Genomic DNA, 19,271 nt, shown 5'->3' with positions numbered 1-19,271 from the left:
TGGCTATTGAAATACGTACCGACTTGGATCTGACGATACAGCAAAACCAGCTTTCGTTGCCCCGATAATTGCCGCTTTATTGTCAGGGTCAATATTCATATATATAGTATTTACATCAAGCTGTTTTAGCATATTTACGAGTGCTTTAACCACTTCAACAGCAAGGCCTTTTCCTTGTGCTAAAGGCAATAGCATCACACCTACTTCAGCTTCTTTATTTGTCAAGTTAAGATACGGCATCCCGCCTATGCCAAAATCTGTCTCGTTATCTTTATGCTTTATTCGTAACAATAAAGTATCGTAATGCTGTCGTTGTTGCTTGTACATGATGTCAGACATCATTTTTTCAATCTTGCTAAACGATAACGGATCTGCGATGTATTGCATCGTTTTACTACAACCATATAATTTTGCAAGTAGTTCAATAGAAGATGAGTCAATTGGTTCCAAACGTAATCTTGCTGTAGTGAACGTAAAATACGTTAAAATAGCGGCTTTATTATCACTTAGCTGCATGCTGAGCCTGCTCTAATGCCGTTATCGCTTCTAGACGATATAATAGTTCAGAGTTTAATTGCATCTTTTTACAAGGGGGGATAACTAAGGTTGTTTTAAAGTCCATGTTAGCAATAGGCAATTTAGCTAAAGATAAAATCTCAATTCTAGGTTTTTGTAACGGCAATGTGATGGCTTCGTATAAAATAACTTGATGTTCTTTAGGATAACTTTCAGCTAACAAATCAACCAATAGTTGCTTATATTCTGCTCCGGTACTAAATTTAGCTAAACTTCTATCACCGGCCACCCCCACTTGCCAGAGGATTAAATAAGCAGCAGTATCGATAGTACGCTTATAAAACATAAACTGACTTGTTTCATAATGCTGACACCCGTACTGGCCTGGATCAATCGCTAAGTCAGAAAATAGGCAATCCTCGGCCGAGATCCCAGGTTCCATATGGGCATGAAAACCAAGCTGTTGTGCTTGTTTTATGGCATTATGCGGCACCCAAGCAAATACACCTGGATGGCCATAAAATGCACCTACCACTTTTTTATTTAATTTAACCTGAGCCAACATAGCAGAAACCATCTGCTGATAGGTTTCCATCCGAGATTTGCCTTCCAAATAATAAGGTTGCAACGATCTAACATCCGTATTCATTTGGTTAAGCCACTGCTCTGTCACACCATCAGATACCAGCACAAACACAATGTCAGCTTGCTCAATATGACTACGCGCTATGGGACTAATATGAGCCCCTAATGTCATGCCGGTTCCAACACAAACTAAGCTTCCTTTTTGCAAAATAATCCCTGTAAATTTCGCTCAATTCAATTGAGTCTAGCATTGCCTCGTTCCAGATAAAACTAATTATTGCATCAATGTTAAATTTTTAACTCAAAGCAAAAACTTGTTTAACAAAAAGTTTTGCATCTTGCTCTAATTGAAGCAAATGATCTTGATCAATAAAGCTTTCTAAATAAATTTTATAGCTATCTTCAGTACCCGAGGGTCTAGCTGCAAACCAACCATTTTTAGTCACGACTTTAACGCCGCCAATATCAGCTTTATTACCTGCAGCTTGGGTTTCAACGCTTATAATCGTATCTCCGGCAAGGTTGGTTTGTTGGATAGAGGTAACATTTATATCTTTTAATGCTGCTTTTTGTTCTGTAGTAGCAGGCGCATCAATACGTTTATATAAAGGTGCTCCTAACTCTTGGGTTAAGGCTTGGTATTGTTGATAAGGATCTACCCCCGTTTTAGCAAACATTTCAGCGGCAAGTAGCCCTAAAATAAAACCATCTTTGTCAGTTGACCAAACCGTACCATCTAGCCGTAAAAAGCTGGCGCCGGCACTTTCTTCACCAGCAAAAGCCAGATTTTGCTCATATAAACCATCAACAAACCACTTAAAGCCAACAGGAACTTCATATAAGGTACGGCCACGACTAGTCACCACTCGATCAATAAGGGCACTTGAAACTAAGGTTTTACCAATAGCTAAATCAGTCGACCAATTGGGCCTATTAATTAATAAGTAATTAATTGCTGTCGCTAAATAATGGTTAGGGTTCATTAACCCCCCTGACGCGGTAACGATGCCGTGTCGATCAAAGTCAGGATCATTGCCTATAGCAATATCATACTGATTTTTTAGCTTTAAAAGATTTGCCATGGCATAGGCTGAGGAGCAATCCATTCTAATTTTGCCATCTTTGTCCAATGGCATAAACGCAAAAGCCGGGTCTATTTTGTCATTAACTACAGTGATATCTAAACCATAGCGCTCGGCAATTCTAGGCCAATAAGCAATACCCGACCCACCCATAGGATCCACGGCAATACGTACATTAGCCTTAGCAATGGCGGCCATATCAATTACATTTTCTAAATCATCAACATAGTGCTGAATATAATCAATATGCTGGCAGTAACCTGAGGTTAAAGCTACTTGATAAGGCATCATGCGAACGCCGTCTAAATCTTTAGCCAATAATTCATTTGCCCGATGTTCAATCCAAGCGGTAGCTTGGGTATCAGCCGGCCCTCCATGAGGTAGATTATATTTAAGCCCACCATCTTCAGGCGGATTATGTGATGGTGTAATTACAATGCCATCGGCCAGTTGCTGCGTTTGGCCTTTATTCTGCGTTAAAATAGCATGGGAAATAACCGGAGTCGGTGTATAGCCTAAATCTTTTTCAATACAAACTTGAATTTTATTCGCAATAAGGACTTCTAACGCTGAAGCAAAAGCGGCTTCAGATAACGCATGGGTGTCTTTTCCTAAGAATAAAGGCCCCGTATAGCCTTGCTGTTTGCGATAGTCAGCAATAGCTTGACAAATAGCTAAGACATGCGGCTCGTTAAACGTTTGTTTTAACGCGCAGCCTCTGTGCCCTGATGTACCAAAGCTAACTTTTTGCCCAGGAAACTGCTCTACATCCGGCTCTAAAACATAGTAGGCCGTCATCAAACGGCTAATATTAGGAATTAAATCGGACGGAATAGCTTGGCCGGCTAACGGATGTAAAGACATAGAATTTCCTTAAAGTAAATCACGGATCCGCTCAGCGTCCGCTTCTGCATAACCCAATTTAATGGCCGCTTCAGTTAACATTAATTTTTTTCGCGTTGTATTAGAGTTGGTCATAACCCAGTATTGCGTGTTTGGAATTTGTTTTGGATTAGTACTACTTCCTGCCTCAGACAATTCATCGTAGGATCGTCCAAAATACAGGCGGTTACGGCCTTTTATTTCTAAAACCGCTGAAAATTGCTTTTTGTGTGCTCTCGCTAATGCAGATAAGATAAATAAGAAGCGCCCGACTACACTTGACTCTGCCTGTAGCTCTTGACGATTAATTAAGTCAAAAACCGATAAATTAGTCACTGTCTCTTGTTTAACAGCTAAATTAGCAGAAACCGTCTCTTCACTTTTAGCACTAACAGCAACTTGTGTTTCTGCATCACCAAGTAATAAACGGCGTAAAATATCTGAAGCACTTTCACCAATTTGTTGTGTCTGTCCTGCGATATATTGATAAAGCTCTTCATCAATCTCGATGGTTTTCATACATTTATTCCACCTACAAAAATTTCTACCATTATATAAAGCCTTATCGACTGACGCCAGTAACAACCTTTGTTAAACTAGCGAACATTTCAACTCTAAGAGCTTTATATGCTATTACATACTCATTCTACAGGTTCTGGAGAACCCATTGTATTAATCCACGGCCTTTTTGGCAGTTATGAAAACCTAGGTATTATTGCCCGAAGCTTGGCAGAACACTACCATGTTATAAATATAGATGTGCGTAATCATGGGCTGTCTGCACACAGCGAGCAAATGACCTACCCATTGATGGCCGAAGATTTAAAACAAACCTTAGATCACTTAGACTTGGGTAAAGTTGCTATGTTAGGCCACTCTATGGGGGGTAAATTAGCTATGGCTTTTGCCCTAGCTTACCCTGAACGCGTAACAAAACTCATTTTAGCAGATGTTGCTCCTGTGGCTTACCCAGCAAGACATCAACAGATTTTGGCCGCTTTAAATTCAGTTCCTTTAGCAGAAATAAAAAGCCGCACTGATGCAGACAAGCATTTAGCACAATATATCAATGAAGCCGGTGTTCGACAATTTTTGTTAAAAAGCTTAGATAAACAAGAGCAAAATTTTAACTGGCGCTTTAATTTAACCGCACTAACTAAGCAATATGACAACATAATTGGCGAGCCGCAACAGAACGGTGTTTTTGCAGGCCCTTGTTTATTTATCAAAGGTGGCTTATCTGACTATATATTAGCCGAGCATAAAGAGCAGATCCTAGCCCACTTTCCACAGGCAAAAATAAAAGTAATTGAAGGGACTGGCCATTGGTTGCATGCAGAAAAGCCAGTTATTTTTAGCCGATTAGTACAAGATTTTTTATCAGTATAACAGCTCAATTTATGCCAATTTATGCTATAGTGCCGTCGATTTTTTACAGGCAGGGGAAATAAATTGGCTTTTGAGCAAATTGAAACGCTTGGATTATGGCTTGGCTTACTGATTTTATACGGCTTTATCGTTATGGCGATTGTAGATGTCTTGAAAAAAAGTAAGGTGCCTAAGTATGGGCAGATCTTTGTTTGGCTAGTGTTATTTCTATCGCCACTTGTATTTGTTATTAAAAGCGTAATACCGTTTTTTCTTGAGTAAAGGGTTCAGATTAATGGCTAAAATTGCCACTGATCGCACTACTATTGATTTGTTTGCGCAAGATAAACGTCCGGGACGGCCAAAAACCAACCCACTGCCTCGAGCAGAGCAACTCAAGTTAAACAAACGCAATCAGATCAAACGTGATCGCAGTAAAGGTTTAAAACGTATAGAGTTCAAAGTGTCTGATCAGTTGTATGAACAGTTAAGTCAGCACGCAAGCGACGCGCAAATGACGCGTAGCGCCTATATTGAACATATTTTGACACAAATGTTGACCAGGTAAGAAGGTTAGATAATGGCTACAGTAGGCATATTTTTTGGAAGTGATACAGGTAACACTGAACATATTGCTAAAATGATCCAAAAAGAGTTAGGTAAGCACTTATTTGATGTGCGTGATATCGCCAAAAGCAGTAAAGAAGATATTGCTGCTTTTGATTTAATTTTATTTGGCATCCCTACTTGGTATTACGGTGAAGCGCAATGTGATTGGGATGATTTTTTTCCTGATTTAGAGCAAATCGATTTTACCAACAAACTAGTTGCTATTTTCGGTTGTGGCGACCAAGAAGATTATGCTGAGTATTTTCTTGATGCTATGGGCACATTGCGTGACATTATCGAACCCAAAGGCGCTATTATTGTTGGTCATTGGCCTACTGAGGGATACGACTTTGTTGCCTCTAAGGGTTTAGCTGACGAGAATCATTTTATCGGTTTAGGTATTGATGAAGACCGCCAACCAGAGCTAACCGAGCAGCGAGTTAAAGATTGGTGCAAGCAAATATATGAAGAGTTAAGCCTAAAAGAATTTGAAGGCCTTTAAAACTTTGTTATTAAAGTGACTTATCTTAAAAAGCCAGTAAATTAAACTGGCTTTTTTTATATTTATTGGTTGTTGCACATTTTATTTATTCGGGACGATATTGGCCTTTTTTTCGTACATAAATAGTGCGCAATACTTCACAAACTACGTTATCGTCACTATCTTTTACATCAATTCTAAACTGAGGGAAGTATTTACTGCCATCAGCTGTAGCGTGTAAAATTTGCTGTAGCCTATCTTCAGTTAAATGAAACTCAGCCATTAACTTGCCTTTACCTGGCTGCAAAAAGTTTATTTCTGCCTGTCTATCCCAAACAAAATATTGCTTACCTAATACGCCCATTAGCATTAAAGGGTAAATAGGATCAGTCATAGAAAACATGGAACCGCCATATTGGCTTTTATTAATATTTTTAGTCCATGGCCGTGACTTTAACACCACCTTGCAATAGCAATAGTCTGAGCTTAACTCAACAATTTTTATACCACTGAACAAAAATGGTGGCCAAAAATTAATTAGCCGCCTCATAACGGCAGGTTTAAATAACCACTTCATAAAACACTCTGGTATGACCTCTTTACTGCATTTTATCAAGCACAGAGATAAGTACAAGGTGTTGTTTAGGCTAAACTGTTATTAGTCGATTTGCTTAATAGTTTAATCCCTTTATAATCGACCTACATTCACGATAACGTTAGAGGTCTTATGTCAGATCATAATAGCGAACTGCGCAAAGCGGGTTTAAAGGTTACTCTACCTAGAGTAAAAATTTTAGAGATATTACAAGATCCTAAAAACCAGCATATTAGTGCAGAAGATGTTTATAAATTGTTATTAGAGCTGGGAGAAGACATTGGTCTAGCAACAGTATATCGCGTTCTTAATCAATTTGATGACGCAGGCATTGTAACTCGTCATCACTTTGAAGGTGGCAAGTCGGTATTTGAACTTGCAGGTAATGACCATCATGATCATTTAGTCTGTTTAAAATGCGGCAATGTTATAGAATTTCATGATGATGTGATTGAAGCAAAGCAATTAGAAATTGCAGAGCAAAACGGTATTAAACTTACCCACCACAGTTTATATTTATATGGCGAATGTAAAGATACCGTGCAGTGTAAGAAAAACACCGAATTACTTTAATTACTCTACTTGCTCAGTATTAATAAAAAACGGCACCTTAAGGTGCCGTTTTTTTGCCAAATATCTTATTATAATAACTGCTCTAATTCTGGTAATACCGTAAATAAATCAGCAACTAAGCCATAATCGGCAATTTGGAAGATTGGTGCCTCAGCGTCTTTGTTGATAGCAACAATCACTTTAGAGTCTTTCATACCGGCTAAGTGTTGAATAGCGCCAGAAATACCAACGGCAATATAAAGTTCAGGTGCAACGATTTTACCTGTCTGCCCTACTTGCATATCATTAGCAACAAAACCGGCATCTACTGCTGCTCGTGATGCGCCAATAGCGGCACCTAGTTTGTCGGCAATACCATTTAATAACGCAAAGTTTTCGCCATTTTGCATACCACGACCACCAGAAATAACCACTCTAGCGGCAGTTAATTCTGGACGCTCTGATTTTGTCAGCTCTTCATTAATAAAGGTTGAAACCGCGGCATCTTTAGCAATAGAAACAGCTTCAATTGGTGCATTATTACCCGTTTCTGCAGCAGCAAAAGCCGCTGGTCGCACAGTTAACACTTTAATCGCATCTGATGATTGTACCGTTGCAATAGCATTACCGGCATAAATAGGACGAACAAAAGTATCTGCCGATTCTATAGCAATAACATCAGAAATTTGCGCAACATCAAGTAAGGCGGCTACACGGGGTAAAAAGTTTTTACCCGTTGTAGTCGCAGCCGTTAAAATATGCTGGTAATCTTTACCTAGCTCAACAACTAAAGCAGCAATATTTTCAGCTAACTGGTGTTCATAAACTGCATTATCAGCATGTAATACTTTAGTTACACCATTAATGCTTGCCGCTTCTTTCGCTGCATCAGCGCAATTATGGCCTGCAACTAATAAGGTAATATCACTACCAATGGCACTAGCAGCTTGTACTACTTTATGGGTCTCTGCTTTTAAGCCCTGTTCGTTATGCTCTGCGATTATTAAAATAGCCATTAGATCACCTTCGCTTCATTCTTTAATTTATCAACAAGTTCTGCAACCGACTCAACCGTAACACCGCCTTGACGAGTCGCTGGTGCAGTAACTTTTAAGGTTTTGACGTTAGAGTCTAATGCTACGCCATAGCTTTCTGCTGATTTAACATCTAAAGGCTTACGTTTCGCCTTCATAATGTTAGGTAATGAAGCATAACGTGGTTGATTTAAGCGAAGATCTGTTGATACAACAGCTGGTAAAGATAAGGCGACTGTTTGTAATCCCCCATCAATTTCACGAGTGACATGAACTTTATCATTGATAACTTCAACTTTAGAAGCAAAGGTACCTTGCCCCATGCCCGTTAATGCAGCAAGCATTTGTCCGGTTTGGTTATTGTCAGAATCAATAGCCTGTTTACCTAAAACAACTAATTTCGGCTGCTCTTCCTCTACAACTTTAGCTAATAGCTTAGCAACTTGTAATGAGTCAAGGTTTTGCTCTGTCTCAATATGAAGAGCTCTATCTGCACCTAAAGCTAATGCGGTACGCAATTGCTCTTGTGCAGCGGCAGCACCAATAGAAACAACGACAACTTCAGTTGCAACACCGGCTTCTTTTAGGCGTACGGCTTCTTCGATAGCAATTTCACAGAACGGGTTTAAAGCCATTTTCACGTTAGTTAAATCAACAGCAGACTCGTCCGCTTTAACTCGAACTTTTACGTTATAATCTATTACCCGTTTTACCGGTACCAATATTTTCATAAAATCCTCGTTGTTTGAGCTCAGCGGCAATAATGCCCTAGCCGCTGAGTATACTTCATCTAAACGGTTTATAATTACTGGGCACAATCTACTTATTGTTGACGTTAACGTCAACCTGCAATACCCTTACAAGTAGTAAAATATGCCGTATATTGTAAACAATTTTAGCCAAGGGGTCTTAGCTGTGGAAAGAGAATCAATGGAATTTGACGTTGTAATCGTTGGTGCGGGGCCTGCTGGCCTGTCTACTGCTATTCGATTAATGCAACAAGCCAAAGCGGCATCACAGGAATTAATGGTATGTGTTGTTGAAAAAGGATCTGAAGTCGGTGCCCATATCTTATCTGGTGCTGTATTTGAACCCAAAGCCTTACAAGAATTATTTCCAGATTGGCAAAACATGGGCGCCCCTGTTACTACACCGGTTACCCATGACGATATTTATCTTTTTAAATCTGACGAAAATGCAACTAAGCTACCGCATTTTTCCGTGCCTAAAACCATGCACAACAGTGGTAACTATATAGTGTCTATGGGCAATGTTTGCCGCTGGTTAGCCGAACAAGCAGAGCAATTAGGCGTTGAGATTTTCCCAGGTTTTGCTGCGAGCGAAGTGATCATTGAAGATGATGTTGTCAAAGGCATTTTAATTGGCGATATGGGCTTAGATAAACAAGGTCAACCTAAAGACAGCTATGTACCGGGTATGGAGCTTCGAGCGAAATATACCGTTTTCGCTGAAGGCTGCCGTGGTCATTTAGGCAAACAACTGATTAATCATTTTTCATTAGATAAAGATAGCTCACCTCAACATTACGCTTTAGGCTTTAAAGAAATTTGGGATGTTTCAGCAGATAAACATCATGCTGGTTTAGTGGTGCACTCAGCAGGCTGGCCATTAAATAAAGAAACCTCTGGTGGTGGCTACCTATATCATGCTGAAAACCAGCAAATTGTTGTCGGTTTAATTATTGACCTTAACTATAGCAATCCACATATCAATCTGTTTGAAGAGTTTCAACGCTATAAGCAGCACCCTGTTATAAAGCAGTACCTAACCGGGGCTAAACGCATAAGCTATGGCGCTAGGGCAATTGCTAAGGGGGGGCTAAATAGCTTACCTAAAATGAGCTTTAATGGCGGTTTACTAGTAGGTTGCGATGCCGGTACCTTAAATTTCGCTAAGATTAAAGGTAACCATACGGCGATGAAGTCAGGTATGTTAGCTGCTGAAACACTATTTGCTGAACTTAAAGATCCTGAAACCTTAGGCGGTAAAGATTTAAGCCAATTTGCGGATGCGATTAAAAACAGCTGGTTATATGACGAACTCTATAGTTCACGTAACTTTGGCCCAGCAATGCATAAATTTGGTACCTTCTGGGGAGGTGCCTTTAATACGCTTGACCAAAACTGGTTTGGTGGCAAGTTACCTTTCACTTTAAAAGATAACAGTCTTGATTACGCTCAAATGAAGCCCAGCAATGAGGCTAAGCCAATAAGCTACCCCAAGCCAGATAATGTAATTAGCTTTGATAGACTGTCTTCAGTGTATTTATCTAATACTAATCATGAAGAAATACAGCCTTGTCACTTAAAATTAAAAGATAGCAGCATTCCTATTACCGTCAATTTAGCGGTATATGATGAACCGGCTCAACGTTATTGTCCTGCCGGTGTTTATGAAGTTATTACTGATGAAAGTAATCAGCCGCAATTTCATATTAATGCTCAAAACTGTATCCACTGTAAAACTTGTGATATTAAAGACCCATCACAAAACATTACTTGGGTTACACCAGAAGGCGGTGGTGGCCCTAACTACCCTAACATGTAGTTACATCAACTATTAACCCTTTAAAACCATCCTTAGGCAGTACAAGCTTGTTTAAGCTTGTACTGCCTTGTTTCATCTTAGTCTAGCAGTACCTCATTTTTACTTACTTATTGGAAATAAACATTACTAATCTTGATGCTAGTGTAGCGAAAAACCTCACTAAGCTCTAAACTAGCAACCAATTTGCTATTTAGGAGTCACTTGCCTTTATGTCTGAGCCTAGACTTTATCGTTTAAACAAATTTATCAGTGATACCGGATTTTGTTCACGGCGAGAAGCCGATAGATACATTGAGGCGGGTCAAGTTTCAGTTAATGGTGAGCTTGCCCCTATTGGTTTAAAAGTGACAGAGCATGATCAGGTATTAATTAATGGCCAGCCTTTAAAAGAAAAGCCTAAGCTAGTCTATCTGGCTTATCATAAACCTGTTGGTATTACCTGTACTACCGAGCGCCATATTCAGGGCAATATTATTGATGCAATTAAATACCCTGAGCGTATATTCCCTATAGGGCGCTTAGATAAGCCTTCTGAGGGCTTAATTTTCTTAACCAATGACGGCGATATCGTTAATAAAATTTTACGCGCGGGTAATGCTCACGAAAAAGATTACATCGTTACGGTTAATAAGCCTATTACAGAGCGCTTTATTCAACAAATGAGTGCCGGCGTGCCAATCTTAAACACGATAACTCAACCTTGTGTAGTGACGCAGCGATCTAAGCAAAGTTTTTCAATTATACTCACGCAAGGTTTAAACCGGCAGATCCGCCGTATGTGTGAGTATCTAGGCTATGAAGTAAAAACCTTGAAGCGTGTACGTATTATGCACATTAGGCTAGCAGGGCTAAAACCTGGCCAGTGGCGTTTATTAACAGAGCAAGAAATTAAAATGCTAGAAAACCAGCTACTTGAATCTAGTAAAAATGCAGACATTGCCAATACCAATAGCTTTGATGACTAACTAATAGATTTGGCATAGCCTATTTATAAGGTTATGCCAAAGCACTGAAAAATTGATAACCGATAATAGCGCGGCATACACTAAAAAATAGCAAGAAGAGAATGATTTTATAAACGAAAAAACGCAGCTTTAAGCTGCGTTTTTTGCTAATTTGGAGCGAGTAACGAGGTTCGAACTCGTGACCTCGACCTTGGCAAGGTCGCGCTCTACCAGCTGAGCTATACTCGCAAATCTACATTTACTCTGGTAAGTAAATGGTGCCCGGGGCCGGACTTGAACCGGCACGCCCTTTCGAGCGAGGGATTTTAAATCCCTTGTGTCTACCGATTTCACCACCCGGGCAGACAACGTATTTTAACTTTTTCTTACAGTATATTTCTATACTTTTTACTATCTTGTATCTTGTTATGGAGGCGGGTCCCGGAGTCGAACCGAGATAGACGGATTTGCAATCCGCTGCATGGCCATTCTGCCAACCCGCCATTCAAACAATATACACTCTTTGAAAAGAGTTGGAGCGAGTAACGAGGTTCGAACTCGTGACCTCGACCTTGGCAAGGTCGCGCTCTACCAGCTGAGCTATACTCGCTTTGTGTGGCCATGTGCCTTAACACGAGACGCATTCTACTGTTTTTAATTATGCAGTCAATAACAAATTATTGCTTTTATGACTGACTGATTAAATTTTAGCTTAGTTGCTGCAATAATCAGCAATTTTTCATCAATTAGCAAGATCTTGCCATGCTGCTTTTAAATATTCATACATAGACCACAGCGTTAAAACCGTAGCAATATATAATAAAATCATACCTGCTGGCGTAAACCAACTCACTAACCACCATTCTGGCCGCCAAATTAAACCTATTAACGCTAACATTTGAGCAATAGTTTTATATTTGCCTAAGTTTGATACAGCCACATTAGCGCGTTTTCCCAGCTCCGCCATCCACTCTCGTAAAGCCGAAATAATTATTTCTCGACTAATCATAGCAATAGCCGGTAAAGTTACCCAGAGTGACTGGCTATCAACGGCAATAAGCACTAAGGCACCACACACCATCACTTTGTCGGCCACCGGATCTAAAAAAGCACCAAAGGGCGTTGACTGCTTAAGCTTTCGTGCTAAATAGCCATCTAGTGCATCAGTTATCGCAGCAAGTACAAAAACAAAGGCACTCCAAAAACGGGCATTTTCTAATCCAGAATAAAAACACCATAAAAAAACTGGGATCAGCATTAAACGAAACAAGGTTAATAGATTAGGGATATTCCACATCTTATAGTTCTCGATAGATAAACAGCTAGCACACTACTTATTATGGCAAGCCTGATAAATTTTTTCCGCCTGTTGCTTCGATATACCCGGTACCGAGCTTATTTCATCAACAGACGCACGCATAACACCTTGCAGACCACCTAGGTACTGCAATAAAGCTTGTCGTCGTTTTTCTCCTATGCCAGGCACCTGCTCTAATGGGCTGCTTACTAAAGACTTGCCGCGTTTATTTCTATGCCCTGTTATTGCAAAACGGTGGGCTTCATCACGGATTTGCTGAATTAAATGCAAAGCAGGTGCATCTTCGTCTAAATGTATACTTCGATTGCTGTTAGCAATAATTAATGTTTCTAAGCCGGGTTTACGGCTGATCCCTTTTGCCACCCCTATTAATAGCGGCGTTTTACTATGAGGCCAGTTTTGAAACTGCTCTATCGCAATATTTAATTGACCTTGGCCACCATCGATAAAAATAATATCAGGTATTTTACTTAGCTCTTGCAGCCTACTATAGCGTTTATCTAGAGCAAATTGCATTGCCGCGTAATCGTCACCACCTGTAATACCTAACACATTATAACGTCGGTATTCAGACTTCAATGGCCCCTGACCGTCAAACACAACGCAGGAAGCGATTGTTGCCTGGCCCATGGTATGACTTATATCAAAACACTCCATCCGCTCTATTACGGAATCTAACTTTAATAAGCTTTGCAGTTGCTGATAGCGCAGCGCCATTTTTTGTGCTTGAGATTGTTTAGTATCACATGCAACTTGAGCATTTTTTTGCGCTAGGCTTAAATAATCAGCTTTTTCGCCGCGTTGGGCGTAAGTTAAACGCACTTTTTTACCGGCAACTTCACTAATGGCTTGCTCAATACTGCTATTGGTTAAGGCTTGCGGTAACACGATCTCAGCAGGCAGTTGTTGACTGCCATAACCGTCTAAATAAAACTGTAATAAAAAAGCAGTTAAAATAGCATTATTATTAGTGTCTGCAGGCACTTTTGGAAAATATGATTTACTGCCTAACACTTTTTGATCACGAACAAATAACACATGAATAGCCGCGACACCGTGCGAATAAGCTAAGCCTATAATATCTAGCTCTTTATGCTCGCCTGTTACCGTTTGCTGCTCTTGCACTTTACGCAAAGCACTAATGCTGTCTCTATACTGTGCAGCTTGTTCAAAATGAAAGTTTTCACTTGCTTGGGTCATTTTAGCGACTAAATCGTCAATAACTTGCTGATTTTTTCCCTGTAAAAATAAACGGGCAAGTGTCACTTGATGCTGATAATCCTGATCCGATATTTTACCAACACAAGGCGCAGAGCACAGCTTTAATTGATACTGCAAACATGGCCGAGTTCTAGCACGATAAAAGCCATCTTCACATTGCCTAATAGGAAATATTTTTTGTAATGTTTTAAGGCTATGAGCTACAGCTTTTGCATTAGGATAAGGCCCAAAATATTGACCTTTAATTTTACGAGGTCCTCTGTGTGAGCTTATTCTAGGGTGCTTATGATCAGAAATTAAGATAAACGGGTACGATTTATCATCGCGCAATAAAATATTGTAACGCGGTAAATATTGCTTAATAAAATTATTTTCAAGGATCAGCGCTTCGGTTTCGCTGTGCGTTAAGGTGTATTCAATTTGAGCAATTTGACTAACTAACGACTTGGTTTTTACACCATCTACTTTACTTCTAAAATAGCTACTTAAACGAGCTCGCAGGTCTTTAGCTTTACCTACGTAAATCACTTTTTGTGCAGCATTTATCATTCGATAAACGCCGGGTTGTTTGGGTACTGTCGCTAAAAACTCTTTGGCGTTAAACATTAGGCCTTAGCGATATCTATCATGCCGTGACGTAAAGCAAGATGGGTTAACTCAACATCGCCACTAATTGCTAGTTTTTCAAACATACGATAACGATATGAATTCACCGTTTTAGCACTCACATTCAATTGTTGTGCAATATCAGTTACTTTTTGCCCTTGAGTGATCATCATCATAATTTGCAATTCACGATCAGATAAACCATGAAAGGGATTTTCGTTTAGGTTATTAACCCGGCTTAATGCCATTTTCTGAGCAACTTCATCAGAAATATGACGCACGCCTGAAAACACTTTACGAATAGCTGCTATCATTTCCTTAGGAGGGGAATTTTTTGAAATAAAGCCAGCCGCACCCAACTGCATTACTTTTGTCGGTACCGGCTCTTCACAAGAAACAGATAAAGCCAGTACTTTAATATCCGGACAATAGTGCAAAATACGTTTAGTTGCCGTCATGCCCCCCATACCAGGCATATTCATATCCATCAACACAACATCAGGTTCATGCTGACGACAAAATTGTAGAGCGTCCTCACCGGAACCAGCTTCACCTATCACCTTGATACCGCGCTCATCCATTAGTATGCGACTGATCCCAGTACGTACAAGCTCGTGGTCATCAACTAACAACACGTTGATCAATTTGGCTTCTCCGAATACTGGTTTTTATTATTAATAATCATTAAGCATAACTTAACAAAGCTAATCTTGCTAATACTGAACACAAAATGAATTTAGCTAAATAGCAGTTATATTAGTTTGCCAGAATTAAGTAGATTTAGATATAACTTCGATTATTTAATTTAAATGGATTAATGAAAATAAAATGAGATAACAAGAGGAGTAAGAAGTGGCGGAGGGAGAGAGATTCGAACTCTCGGTGGGCTATTAACCCACGCCGGTTTTCAAGACCGGTGCATTCAACCGCTCTGCCATCCCTCCGCAACACAGGACGCATATTAGAAACTGCAGCCGTGTTTGTAAAGTGCTTTTTCTATCATTTAGATCGTTTGCGCAGATATTCACCAACCCGCTGACTAAATAAACAATTTATAAGCATTCAGGTTAGAATTAGACTTTAGCTAAAACAAAAACGCCCGCTGCTTGTTTAAAGCAGCGGGCGTTAGCAATAATGGCGGAGGGAAAGAGATTCGAACTCTTGGTGGGCTATTAACCCACGCCGGTTTTCAAGACCGGTGCATTCAACCGCTCTGCCATCCCTCCAGCGAGGCGTATATTAATCAGGTTCAAACAGAATTGAAAGCTTTTTTTTAGATTTATTTAATTGATTCATAAATTTGTCTATAACACGCTAGTGTAAGTGGAACTAACTCGGTATGATTACACTCAAAGTGACAATAAACTTTGTATCTAGGAGAACAATTAAGATGTCATATAGAGAGAGTCCTGCACTAAGCACAGCTGGTCGCAGTATTGAAATCAATAAAGTATTACGTAACACCTACTTTCTGTTAGCGATGACATTAGCTTTTAGCGCAGTGACAGCAGGTATTGCAATGGCAATGAATATGTCGCATATGATGGCGTTAGTTTGTTTTGTTGCTGGCTTTATTATGCTTTTTATTGTTAATAAAAAAGCAGATTCAGCAAGCGGTATATTTTGGGTATTTGCTTTTACCGGTGTAATGGGTGCATCAATTGGCCCAATGCTAAACGTATATGCCGGCTTAGCTAATGGTCCAACAATGATTATGCAAGCCTTAGGCGGCACAGCGTTAATCTTCTTTAGCTTATCAGCTTATGCCTTAACAACACGTAAAGACTTCTCTTTTATGGGTGGTTTTTTAATGGTTGGTTTAGTTGTGGTTTTAGTCGCCATTATTGCGAATATTTTCCTTGCTATTCCAGCGTTAAGCTTAGCCATTAGCGCAGCTATTATCTTAATAATGTCGGCGTTAATATTATTTGACACTAGCCGCATCATTAATGGTGGCGAAACTAACTATATTCGCGCGACTGTAGGCTTATACCTCAATGTCTTCAACATCTTTGTTAATTTATTACAGTTATTAGGTGTGTTTGGTGGTGACGATTAATAAGCTAATATAGATAAGCTTCTATATTGCATTATTAACTTAAATGCCCCTTATAATAGGGGCATTTTTATTTGCTAGCCTGTTAAGTTTTAAAAATACGCTTATTAAATAGTAGTCTTTATTACAAGTTCTATAGGGATAACGATGACACGTTTTGCTCTGCTAATTACCTCATCCAGTTTCAGTAGCCAAACAATAGCCAGTGCGTTAACTTTTGCCACCGCGTTACTTGAGTCAGGTCACAGTTTAAAACAAGTCTTTTTATATCAAGATGCAGTCTATTCAGCCTTACAGCATATAGATTTACCGTCAGATGAGTTTAATCATAGCCTTATGCTCAGCCAATTTTGCCAGCAGCATGATATCGCCCTGCACTACTGTATTACTGCAGCAGAAAAACGTGGCATTGTCAGCTCTGAATTAGCCGCTCAACAAGGTTATATTGCAACAGGATTAGCAGAGTTTGCCATTTTACTCGACGATGTCGATAAGTTAATCCAATTTTAAAAACGGGTTTTATACGAGGTTTTAATGCGTAATATTATGTTAATTCAGCGCCATTCATCCTTTAATACTAGCCATGGTCGGGAAAGCTTTGATTTAGCAATGGCCCTTGCCGCTGTCGAACATAAAGTAAGCTTATTATTTATGGCTGATGCTGTTTTTCAACTTATGCCATTAAGCGATAATCCCCAACTGCAATTAAAGCCCTATCAACATGGATTTAAGCTGTTTGATTTATATGAGATTGACCAGGTATTAGTTTGTGAAGACTCATTAAAACAAAGAGGCTTAACGCGTGCCGACTTAATAATTAATACCACTATTGCAAATAGCGCTATGATTAAAAACTGCCTTGCGAACCAACATCAGGTAATTACCAGCTAATGATTTTATATACACTTACCTCTGCTAGCATTAATCTAGCTGAATTAGAGTTAGTCTGTGCGAATACTGACGCCATTTTATTACGCCAAGACGCAGTTTACTTGCTTAAGCGAAAAGATCTAACTTGGCCAACTAAGCAGCTGTTTGCACTTGATCTCGACCTTAGAGCACGCAATATCAAAGCAATTGCTGATTTTAAGATTATTACAGCAAAAGACTGGGTTGAGTTAACCATTCAAGCGAACCAAAATATCCTCTGGCAACATCTTGCCTAAGTAAAGACGACTATAGAGTTAAAGTTATGGAACAATTAACTATCGACGGTAAGCAACTGGCTTTAGATAAACATGGTTATTTAGTAAATAGGCAAGACTGGAGCGAAAAGGTTGCCCTAGCTTTTGCCGAATTAGAAAATATTGATATGGAGCAGGCGCATTGGGAAGTTGTTTGGTTTGTTCGTGATTTTTATCAAGAATTTCAAACTTCACCGGCGATGCGAATGTTAGTAAAAGCGATGGCGCAAAAGCTAGGCCCAGATAAAGGCAATAGCAAATATTTATTTATGTTGTTTCCACAAGGGCCAGCTAAACAAGCAACACGCTTAGCTGGCTTACCTAAACCAGCTAAGTGTTTATAAAAGGCTTATTAGTGCAAAGCCGGCGTAAAAGCGTATTAACCAATACGCTCAACTCCGCCCATATAAGGTCTTAATACTTCAGGTATAACAATACTGCCGTCTTGCTGTTGATAGTTTTCTAAAATAGCCACTAAAGTACGGCCTACAGCCAGAGCAGAGCCATTTAGGGTATGGATAAGCTCTGGCTTTTTCATATCCGCATTGCGATAACGCGCCTGCATTCTACGCGCCTGAAAATCGGTCATATTACTGCACGATGAAATTTCGCGATAAGTTTTCTGAGCCGGTAACCAAACTTCTAAATCGTAGGTTTTCGCAGAGCCAAACCCCATATCGCCAGTGCATAACAACATAACACGATAAGGCAACTCGAGTAATTGTAATACTCGCTCTGCATGGCCCGTGAGTTGCTCTAATGCCTGCATTGACTGCTCTGGCTGCACCATTTGCACTAATTCCACTTTATCAAATTGATGCTGGCGAATTAAGCCACGAGTATCACGGCCATAAGATCCCGCTTCACTTCTAAAGCATGGCGTATGGGCAGTAAACTTAGCCGGTAATTCTGCAGCATCAAAAATATGATCGCGTGCTAAATTAGTAATAGGCACTTCAGCTGTAGGAATTAAGGCTAAACCTTGCCCTTCTTCTGTTGCCGGCTTAGTATGGAATAAATCTGCACCAAATTTCGGTAACTGTCCAGTACCATAAAGGCTATCGTGGTTTACTAAATAAGGTACATATAACTCTGTATAACCATGCTGATTAGTATGTAGATCAAGCATAAACTGAGTTAAAGCACGATGTAAACGAGCGACTTTGCCACGCATCACCACAAAACGTGAACCCGTTAATTTAACCGCACTTTCAAAATCTAAGCCTTTATCTAACGCTTCGCCTAATGCAACATGATCTTGAACGTCAAAATCAAACTCGCGTGGCGTACCGACACGGCGAATTTCTTGGTTTTCATTTTCATCAGCCCCAACCGGCACTGACGCATCAGGCAAGTTTGGCACGCTTAAAGCAATTTGTTCAACTTCGGCTAATACTGCGTCTAATTTAACTTTGGCAGCTTCAAGTTTTTCACCTAAGCCATCTACTTCGGCTAGTAACGGTGCTATATCTTCACCACGCGCTTTTGCTTGGCCAATCCCTTTAGATTTACTGTTACGTAAACTCTGTAACTCTTGGGTCTCTACTTGTAATAACCGGCGATCGGCTTCTAATTCGGTTAATTTCGCAACATCGAGCGTAAAGCCTCGTTGGGCTAACCGCGCAGCGGTTTGGTCTAAATCTGTACGTAAATATTTTGGATCAAGCATA

23 protein-coding genes and 6 tRNA genes are annotated in these 19,271 nt (G+C 39.8%); 12 read left to right on the top strand and 17 right to left on the bottom strand.

The window, feature by feature from the left end; all coding sequences use genetic code 11:
* Window positions 1–3 precede the first annotated feature (3 nt).
* The 4 genes from ACRCA4_RS12260 to seqA form a co-directional block, all read right to left on the bottom strand.
* On the bottom strand, window positions 4–516 hold the full coding sequence (locus ACRCA4_RS12260; RefSeq protein ID WP_433188962.1) for a GNAT family N-acetyltransferase: 513 nt from the start codon (window positions 514–516) through the stop codon (window positions 4–6).
* Window positions 503–1,309 (bottom strand): SAM-dependent methyltransferase, encoded by an 807-nt coding sequence (locus ACRCA4_RS12255; protein WP_433188960.1) that lies wholly within the window; start codon window positions 1,307–1,309, stop codon window positions 503–505. Before ACRCA4_RS12255 ends, ACRCA4_RS12260 begins: the two co-directional genes overlap by 14 nt.
* An 88-nt stretch (window positions 1,310–1,397) precedes the next feature.
* Complete coding sequence (pgm, locus tag ACRCA4_RS12250; RefSeq protein ID WP_433188957.1) at window positions 1,398–3,047, bottom strand: phosphoglucomutase (alpha-D-glucose-1,6-bisphosphate-dependent); 1,650 nt, start codon at window positions 3,045–3,047, stop codon at window positions 1,398–1,400.
* A 9-nt stretch (window positions 3,048–3,056) separates the two neighbouring features.
* A complete protein-coding gene (gene seqA, locus ACRCA4_RS12245; protein ID WP_433188954.1) occupies window positions 3,057–3,584 on the bottom strand; it encodes a replication initiation negative regulator SeqA in 528 nt (175 codons plus the stop codon).
* 108 nt (window positions 3,585–3,692) lie between these two features.
* Here seqA and ACRCA4_RS12240 point away from each other — a divergent pair, with 108 nt between their 5' ends.
* The 4 genes from ACRCA4_RS12240 to fldA all read left to right on the top strand — a co-directional run bounded on the left by ACRCA4_RS12240 (window position 3,693) and on the right by fldA (window position 5,544).
* The gene (locus ACRCA4_RS12240) at window positions 3,693–4,454 is read left to right on the top strand and encodes an alpha/beta fold hydrolase (RefSeq protein ID WP_433188951.1); all 762 of its coding nucleotides are present in this window, start codon (window positions 3,693–3,695) and stop codon (window positions 4,452–4,454) included.
* A 63-nt stretch (window positions 4,455–4,517) separates the two neighbouring features.
* Window positions 4,518–4,715, top strand: coding sequence for a DUF2788 domain-containing protein (locus tag ACRCA4_RS12235; protein ID WP_433188948.1), 198 nt, complete (start codon window positions 4,518–4,520; stop codon window positions 4,713–4,715).
* 13 nt (window positions 4,716–4,728) lie between these two features.
* Window positions 4,729–5,001 carry a LexA regulated protein gene (gene ybfE / locus ACRCA4_RS12230; protein ID WP_433188945.1) on the top strand — a complete coding sequence of 91 codons (273 nt, stop codon included), beginning with the start codon at window positions 4,729–4,731 and terminating at the stop codon, window positions 4,999–5,001.
* Between the two features lie 12 nt (window positions 5,002–5,013).
* Window positions 5,014–5,544 (top strand): flavodoxin FldA, encoded by a 531-nt coding sequence (gene fldA / locus ACRCA4_RS12225; protein ID WP_433188942.1) that lies wholly within the window; start codon window positions 5,014–5,016, stop codon window positions 5,542–5,544.
* A gap of 85 nt (window positions 5,545–5,629) precedes the next feature.
* On the opposite strand, the gene ACRCA4_RS12220 is transcribed toward fldA, so the two are convergent.
* Entirely contained in the window at window positions 5,630–6,100 is a 471-nt protein-coding gene (locus ACRCA4_RS12220) for a DUF4442 domain-containing protein (RefSeq protein WP_433188939.1), read from the bottom strand.
* A 150-nt stretch (window positions 6,101–6,250) separates the two neighbouring features.
* Here ACRCA4_RS12220 and fur point away from each other — a divergent pair, with 150 nt between their 5' ends.
* Window positions 6,251–6,691, top strand: a complete 441-nt coding sequence (fur, locus tag ACRCA4_RS12215) for a ferric iron uptake transcriptional regulator (protein WP_433188936.1) — start codon at window positions 6,251–6,253, stop codon at window positions 6,689–6,691.
* 68 nt (window positions 6,692–6,759) lie between these two features.
* On the opposite strand, the gene ACRCA4_RS12210 is transcribed toward fur, so the two are convergent.
* Both ACRCA4_RS12210 and ACRCA4_RS12205 read right to left on the bottom strand, forming a co-directional pair.
* A complete protein-coding gene (locus tag ACRCA4_RS12210; protein ID WP_433188933.1) occupies window positions 6,760–7,686 on the bottom strand; it encodes an electron transfer flavoprotein subunit alpha/FixB family protein in 927 nt (308 codons plus the stop codon).
* Window positions 7,686–8,435, bottom strand: a complete 750-nt coding sequence (locus ACRCA4_RS12205) for an electron transfer flavoprotein subunit beta/FixA family protein (RefSeq protein WP_433188930.1) — start codon at window positions 8,433–8,435, stop codon at window positions 7,686–7,688. The genes ACRCA4_RS12210 and ACRCA4_RS12205 overlap by 1 nt, the downstream gene beginning before the upstream one ends.
* 199 nt (window positions 8,436–8,634) lie before the next feature.
* Here ACRCA4_RS12205 and ACRCA4_RS12200 point away from each other — a divergent pair, with 199 nt between their 5' ends.
* The gene (locus ACRCA4_RS12200) at window positions 8,635–10,272 is read left to right on the top strand and encodes an electron transfer flavoprotein-ubiquinone oxidoreductase (RefSeq protein ID WP_433188927.1); all 1,638 of its coding nucleotides are present in this window, start codon (window positions 8,635–8,637) and stop codon (window positions 10,270–10,272) included.
* 209 nt (window positions 10,273–10,481) lie between these two features.
* Window positions 10,482–11,237, top strand: coding sequence for a 23S rRNA pseudouridine(2604) synthase RluF (gene rluF / locus ACRCA4_RS12195; RefSeq protein WP_433188924.1), 756 nt, complete (start codon window positions 10,482–10,484; stop codon window positions 11,235–11,237).
* 152 nt (window positions 11,238–11,389) lie between these two features.
* Here the strand turns inward: rluF and ACRCA4_RS12190 are convergent.
* From ACRCA4_RS12190 to ACRCA4_RS12150, 9 genes are all read right to left on the bottom strand, one after another.
* Window positions 11,390–11,465, bottom strand: a tRNA-Gly gene (locus ACRCA4_RS12190).
* A gap of 27 nt (window positions 11,466–11,492) precedes the next feature.
* Window positions 11,493–11,579, bottom strand: a tRNA-Leu gene (locus ACRCA4_RS12185).
* 66 nt (window positions 11,580–11,645) lie between these two features.
* A tRNA-Cys gene (locus ACRCA4_RS12180) sits at window positions 11,646–11,719 on the bottom strand.
* Between the two features lie 31 nt (window positions 11,720–11,750).
* Window positions 11,751–11,826, bottom strand: a tRNA-Gly gene (locus ACRCA4_RS12175).
* Window positions 11,827–11,958: 132 nt separating this feature from the next.
* Entirely contained in the window at window positions 11,959–12,513 is a 555-nt protein-coding gene (gene pgsA / locus ACRCA4_RS12170; protein WP_433188921.1) for a CDP-diacylglycerol--glycerol-3-phosphate 3-phosphatidyltransferase, read from the bottom strand.
* A gap of 33 nt (window positions 12,514–12,546) precedes the next feature.
* Entirely contained in the window at window positions 12,547–14,361 is a 1,815-nt protein-coding gene (gene uvrC, locus ACRCA4_RS12165) for an excinuclease ABC subunit UvrC (protein WP_433188918.1), read from the bottom strand.
* A complete protein-coding gene (gene uvrY / locus ACRCA4_RS12160; RefSeq protein WP_433189038.1) occupies window positions 14,361–14,996 on the bottom strand; it encodes a UvrY/SirA/GacA family response regulator transcription factor in 636 nt (211 codons plus the stop codon). The genes uvrC and uvrY overlap by 1 nt, the downstream gene beginning before the upstream one ends.
* Window positions 14,997–15,214: 218 nt before the next feature.
* A tRNA-Ser gene (locus tag ACRCA4_RS12155) sits at window positions 15,215–15,305 on the bottom strand.
* Window positions 15,306–15,496: 191 nt separating this feature from the next.
* Window positions 15,497–15,587: transfer RNA gene (locus ACRCA4_RS12150), tRNA-Ser, on the bottom strand.
* A 164-nt stretch (window positions 15,588–15,751) separates the two neighbouring features.
* On the opposite strand from ACRCA4_RS12150, the gene ACRCA4_RS12145 reads away from it, so the two are divergent.
* The 5 genes from ACRCA4_RS12145 to ACRCA4_RS12125 all read left to right on the top strand — a co-directional run bounded on the left by ACRCA4_RS12145 (window position 15,752) and on the right by ACRCA4_RS12125 (window position 17,945).
* On the top strand, window positions 15,752–16,420 hold the full coding sequence (locus ACRCA4_RS12145; RefSeq protein WP_433188915.1) for a Bax inhibitor-1/YccA family protein: 669 nt from the start codon (window positions 15,752–15,754) through the stop codon (window positions 16,418–16,420).
* Window positions 16,421–16,564: 144 nt separating this feature from the next.
* Window positions 16,565–16,927 (top strand): sulfurtransferase complex subunit TusD, encoded by a 363-nt coding sequence (gene tusD, locus ACRCA4_RS12140; RefSeq protein ID WP_433188912.1) that lies wholly within the window; start codon window positions 16,565–16,567, stop codon window positions 16,925–16,927.
* A gap of 24 nt (window positions 16,928–16,951) precedes the next feature.
* Window positions 16,952–17,308 carry a sulfurtransferase complex subunit TusC gene (gene tusC, locus ACRCA4_RS12135; RefSeq protein WP_433188909.1) on the top strand — a complete coding sequence of 119 codons (357 nt, stop codon included), beginning with the start codon at window positions 16,952–16,954 and terminating at the stop codon, window positions 17,306–17,308.
* Complete coding sequence (locus ACRCA4_RS12130) at window positions 17,308–17,583, top strand: DsrH/TusB family sulfur metabolism protein (protein ID WP_433188906.1); 276 nt, start codon at window positions 17,308–17,310, stop codon at window positions 17,581–17,583. The genes tusC and ACRCA4_RS12130 overlap by 1 nt, the downstream gene beginning before the upstream one ends.
* 26 nt (window positions 17,584–17,609) lie before the next feature.
* Complete coding sequence (locus ACRCA4_RS12125; RefSeq protein WP_433188904.1) at window positions 17,610–17,945, top strand: TusE/DsrC/DsvC family sulfur relay protein; 336 nt, start codon at window positions 17,610–17,612, stop codon at window positions 17,943–17,945.
* Between the two features lie 35 nt (window positions 17,946–17,980).
* On the opposite strand, the gene serS is transcribed toward ACRCA4_RS12125, so the two are convergent.
* Window positions 17,981–19,270: a serine--tRNA ligase gene (gene serS, locus ACRCA4_RS12120; RefSeq protein ID WP_433188901.1), complete on the bottom strand. Its 1,290-nt coding sequence runs from the start codon at window positions 19,268–19,270 to the stop codon at window positions 17,981–17,983.
* Window position 19,271 lies beyond the last annotated feature (1 nt).

The sequence above is a fragment of the Rheinheimera sp. WS51 genome (assembly GCF_050936095.1).
GTDB lineage: Bacteria > Pseudomonadota > Gammaproteobacteria > Enterobacterales > Alteromonadaceae > Alishewanella.
This window is presented reverse-complemented; position numbering and strand designations above follow the sequence as displayed.

Excerpts from the sequence above, each read along its gene's own strand:
- ACRCA4_RS12260 (WP_433188962.1), bottom strand. The coding sequence starts at position 516 with ATGCAGCTAAGTGATAATAAAGCCGCTATTTTAACGTATTTTACGTTC.
- pgm (WP_433188957.1), bottom strand. The coding sequence starts at position 3,047 with ATGTCTTTACATCCGTTAGCCGGCCAAGCTATTCCGTCCGATTTAATT.
- seqA (WP_433188954.1), bottom strand. The coding sequence starts at position 3,584 with ATGAAAACCATCGAGATTGATGAAGAGCTTTATCAATATATCGCAGGA.
- ACRCA4_RS12240 (WP_433188951.1), top strand. The coding sequence starts at position 3,693 with ATGCTATTACATACTCATTCTACAGGTTCTGGAGAACCCATTGTATTA.
- ybfE (WP_433188945.1), top strand. The coding sequence starts at position 4,729 with ATGGCTAAAATTGCCACTGATCGCACTACTATTGATTTGTTTGCGCAA.
- fldA (WP_433188942.1), top strand. The coding sequence starts at position 5,014 with ATGGCTACAGTAGGCATATTTTTTGGAAGTGATACAGGTAACACTGAA.
- ACRCA4_RS12220 (WP_433188939.1), bottom strand. The coding sequence starts at position 6,100 with ATGAAGTGGTTATTTAAACCTGCCGTTATGAGGCGGCTAATTAATTTT.
- fur (WP_433188936.1), top strand. The coding sequence starts at position 6,251 with ATGTCAGATCATAATAGCGAACTGCGCAAAGCGGGTTTAAAGGTTACT.
- ACRCA4_RS12210 (WP_433188933.1), bottom strand. The coding sequence starts at position 7,686 with ATGGCTATTTTAATAATCGCAGAGCATAACGAACAGGGCTTAAAAGCA.
- ACRCA4_RS12205 (WP_433188930.1), bottom strand. The coding sequence starts at position 8,435 with ATGAAAATATTGGTACCGGTAAAACGGGTAATAGATTATAACGTAAAA.
- ACRCA4_RS12200 (WP_433188927.1), top strand. The coding sequence starts at position 8,635 with ATGGAATTTGACGTTGTAATCGTTGGTGCGGGGCCTGCTGGCCTGTCT.
- rluF (WP_433188924.1), top strand. The coding sequence starts at position 10,482 with ATGTCTGAGCCTAGACTTTATCGTTTAAACAAATTTATCAGTGATACC.
- pgsA (WP_433188921.1), bottom strand. The coding sequence starts at position 12,513 with ATGTGGAATATCCCTAATCTATTAACCTTGTTTCGTTTAATGCTGATC.
- uvrC (WP_433188918.1), bottom strand. The coding sequence starts at position 14,361 with ATGTTTAACGCCAAAGAGTTTTTAGCGACAGTACCCAAACAACCCGGC.
- ACRCA4_RS12145 (WP_433188915.1), top strand. The coding sequence starts at position 15,752 with ATGTCATATAGAGAGAGTCCTGCACTAAGCACAGCTGGTCGCAGTATT.
- tusD (WP_433188912.1), top strand. The coding sequence starts at position 16,565 with ATGACACGTTTTGCTCTGCTAATTACCTCATCCAGTTTCAGTAGCCAA.
- tusC (WP_433188909.1), top strand. The coding sequence starts at position 16,952 with ATGCGTAATATTATGTTAATTCAGCGCCATTCATCCTTTAATACTAGC.
- ACRCA4_RS12130 (WP_433188906.1), top strand. The coding sequence starts at position 17,308 with ATGATTTTATATACACTTACCTCTGCTAGCATTAATCTAGCTGAATTA.
- ACRCA4_RS12125 (WP_433188904.1), top strand. The coding sequence starts at position 17,610 with ATGGAACAATTAACTATCGACGGTAAGCAACTGGCTTTAGATAAACAT.
- serS (WP_433188901.1), bottom strand. The coding sequence starts at position 19,270 with ATGCTTGATCCAAAATATTTACGTACAGATTTAGACCAAACCGCTGCG.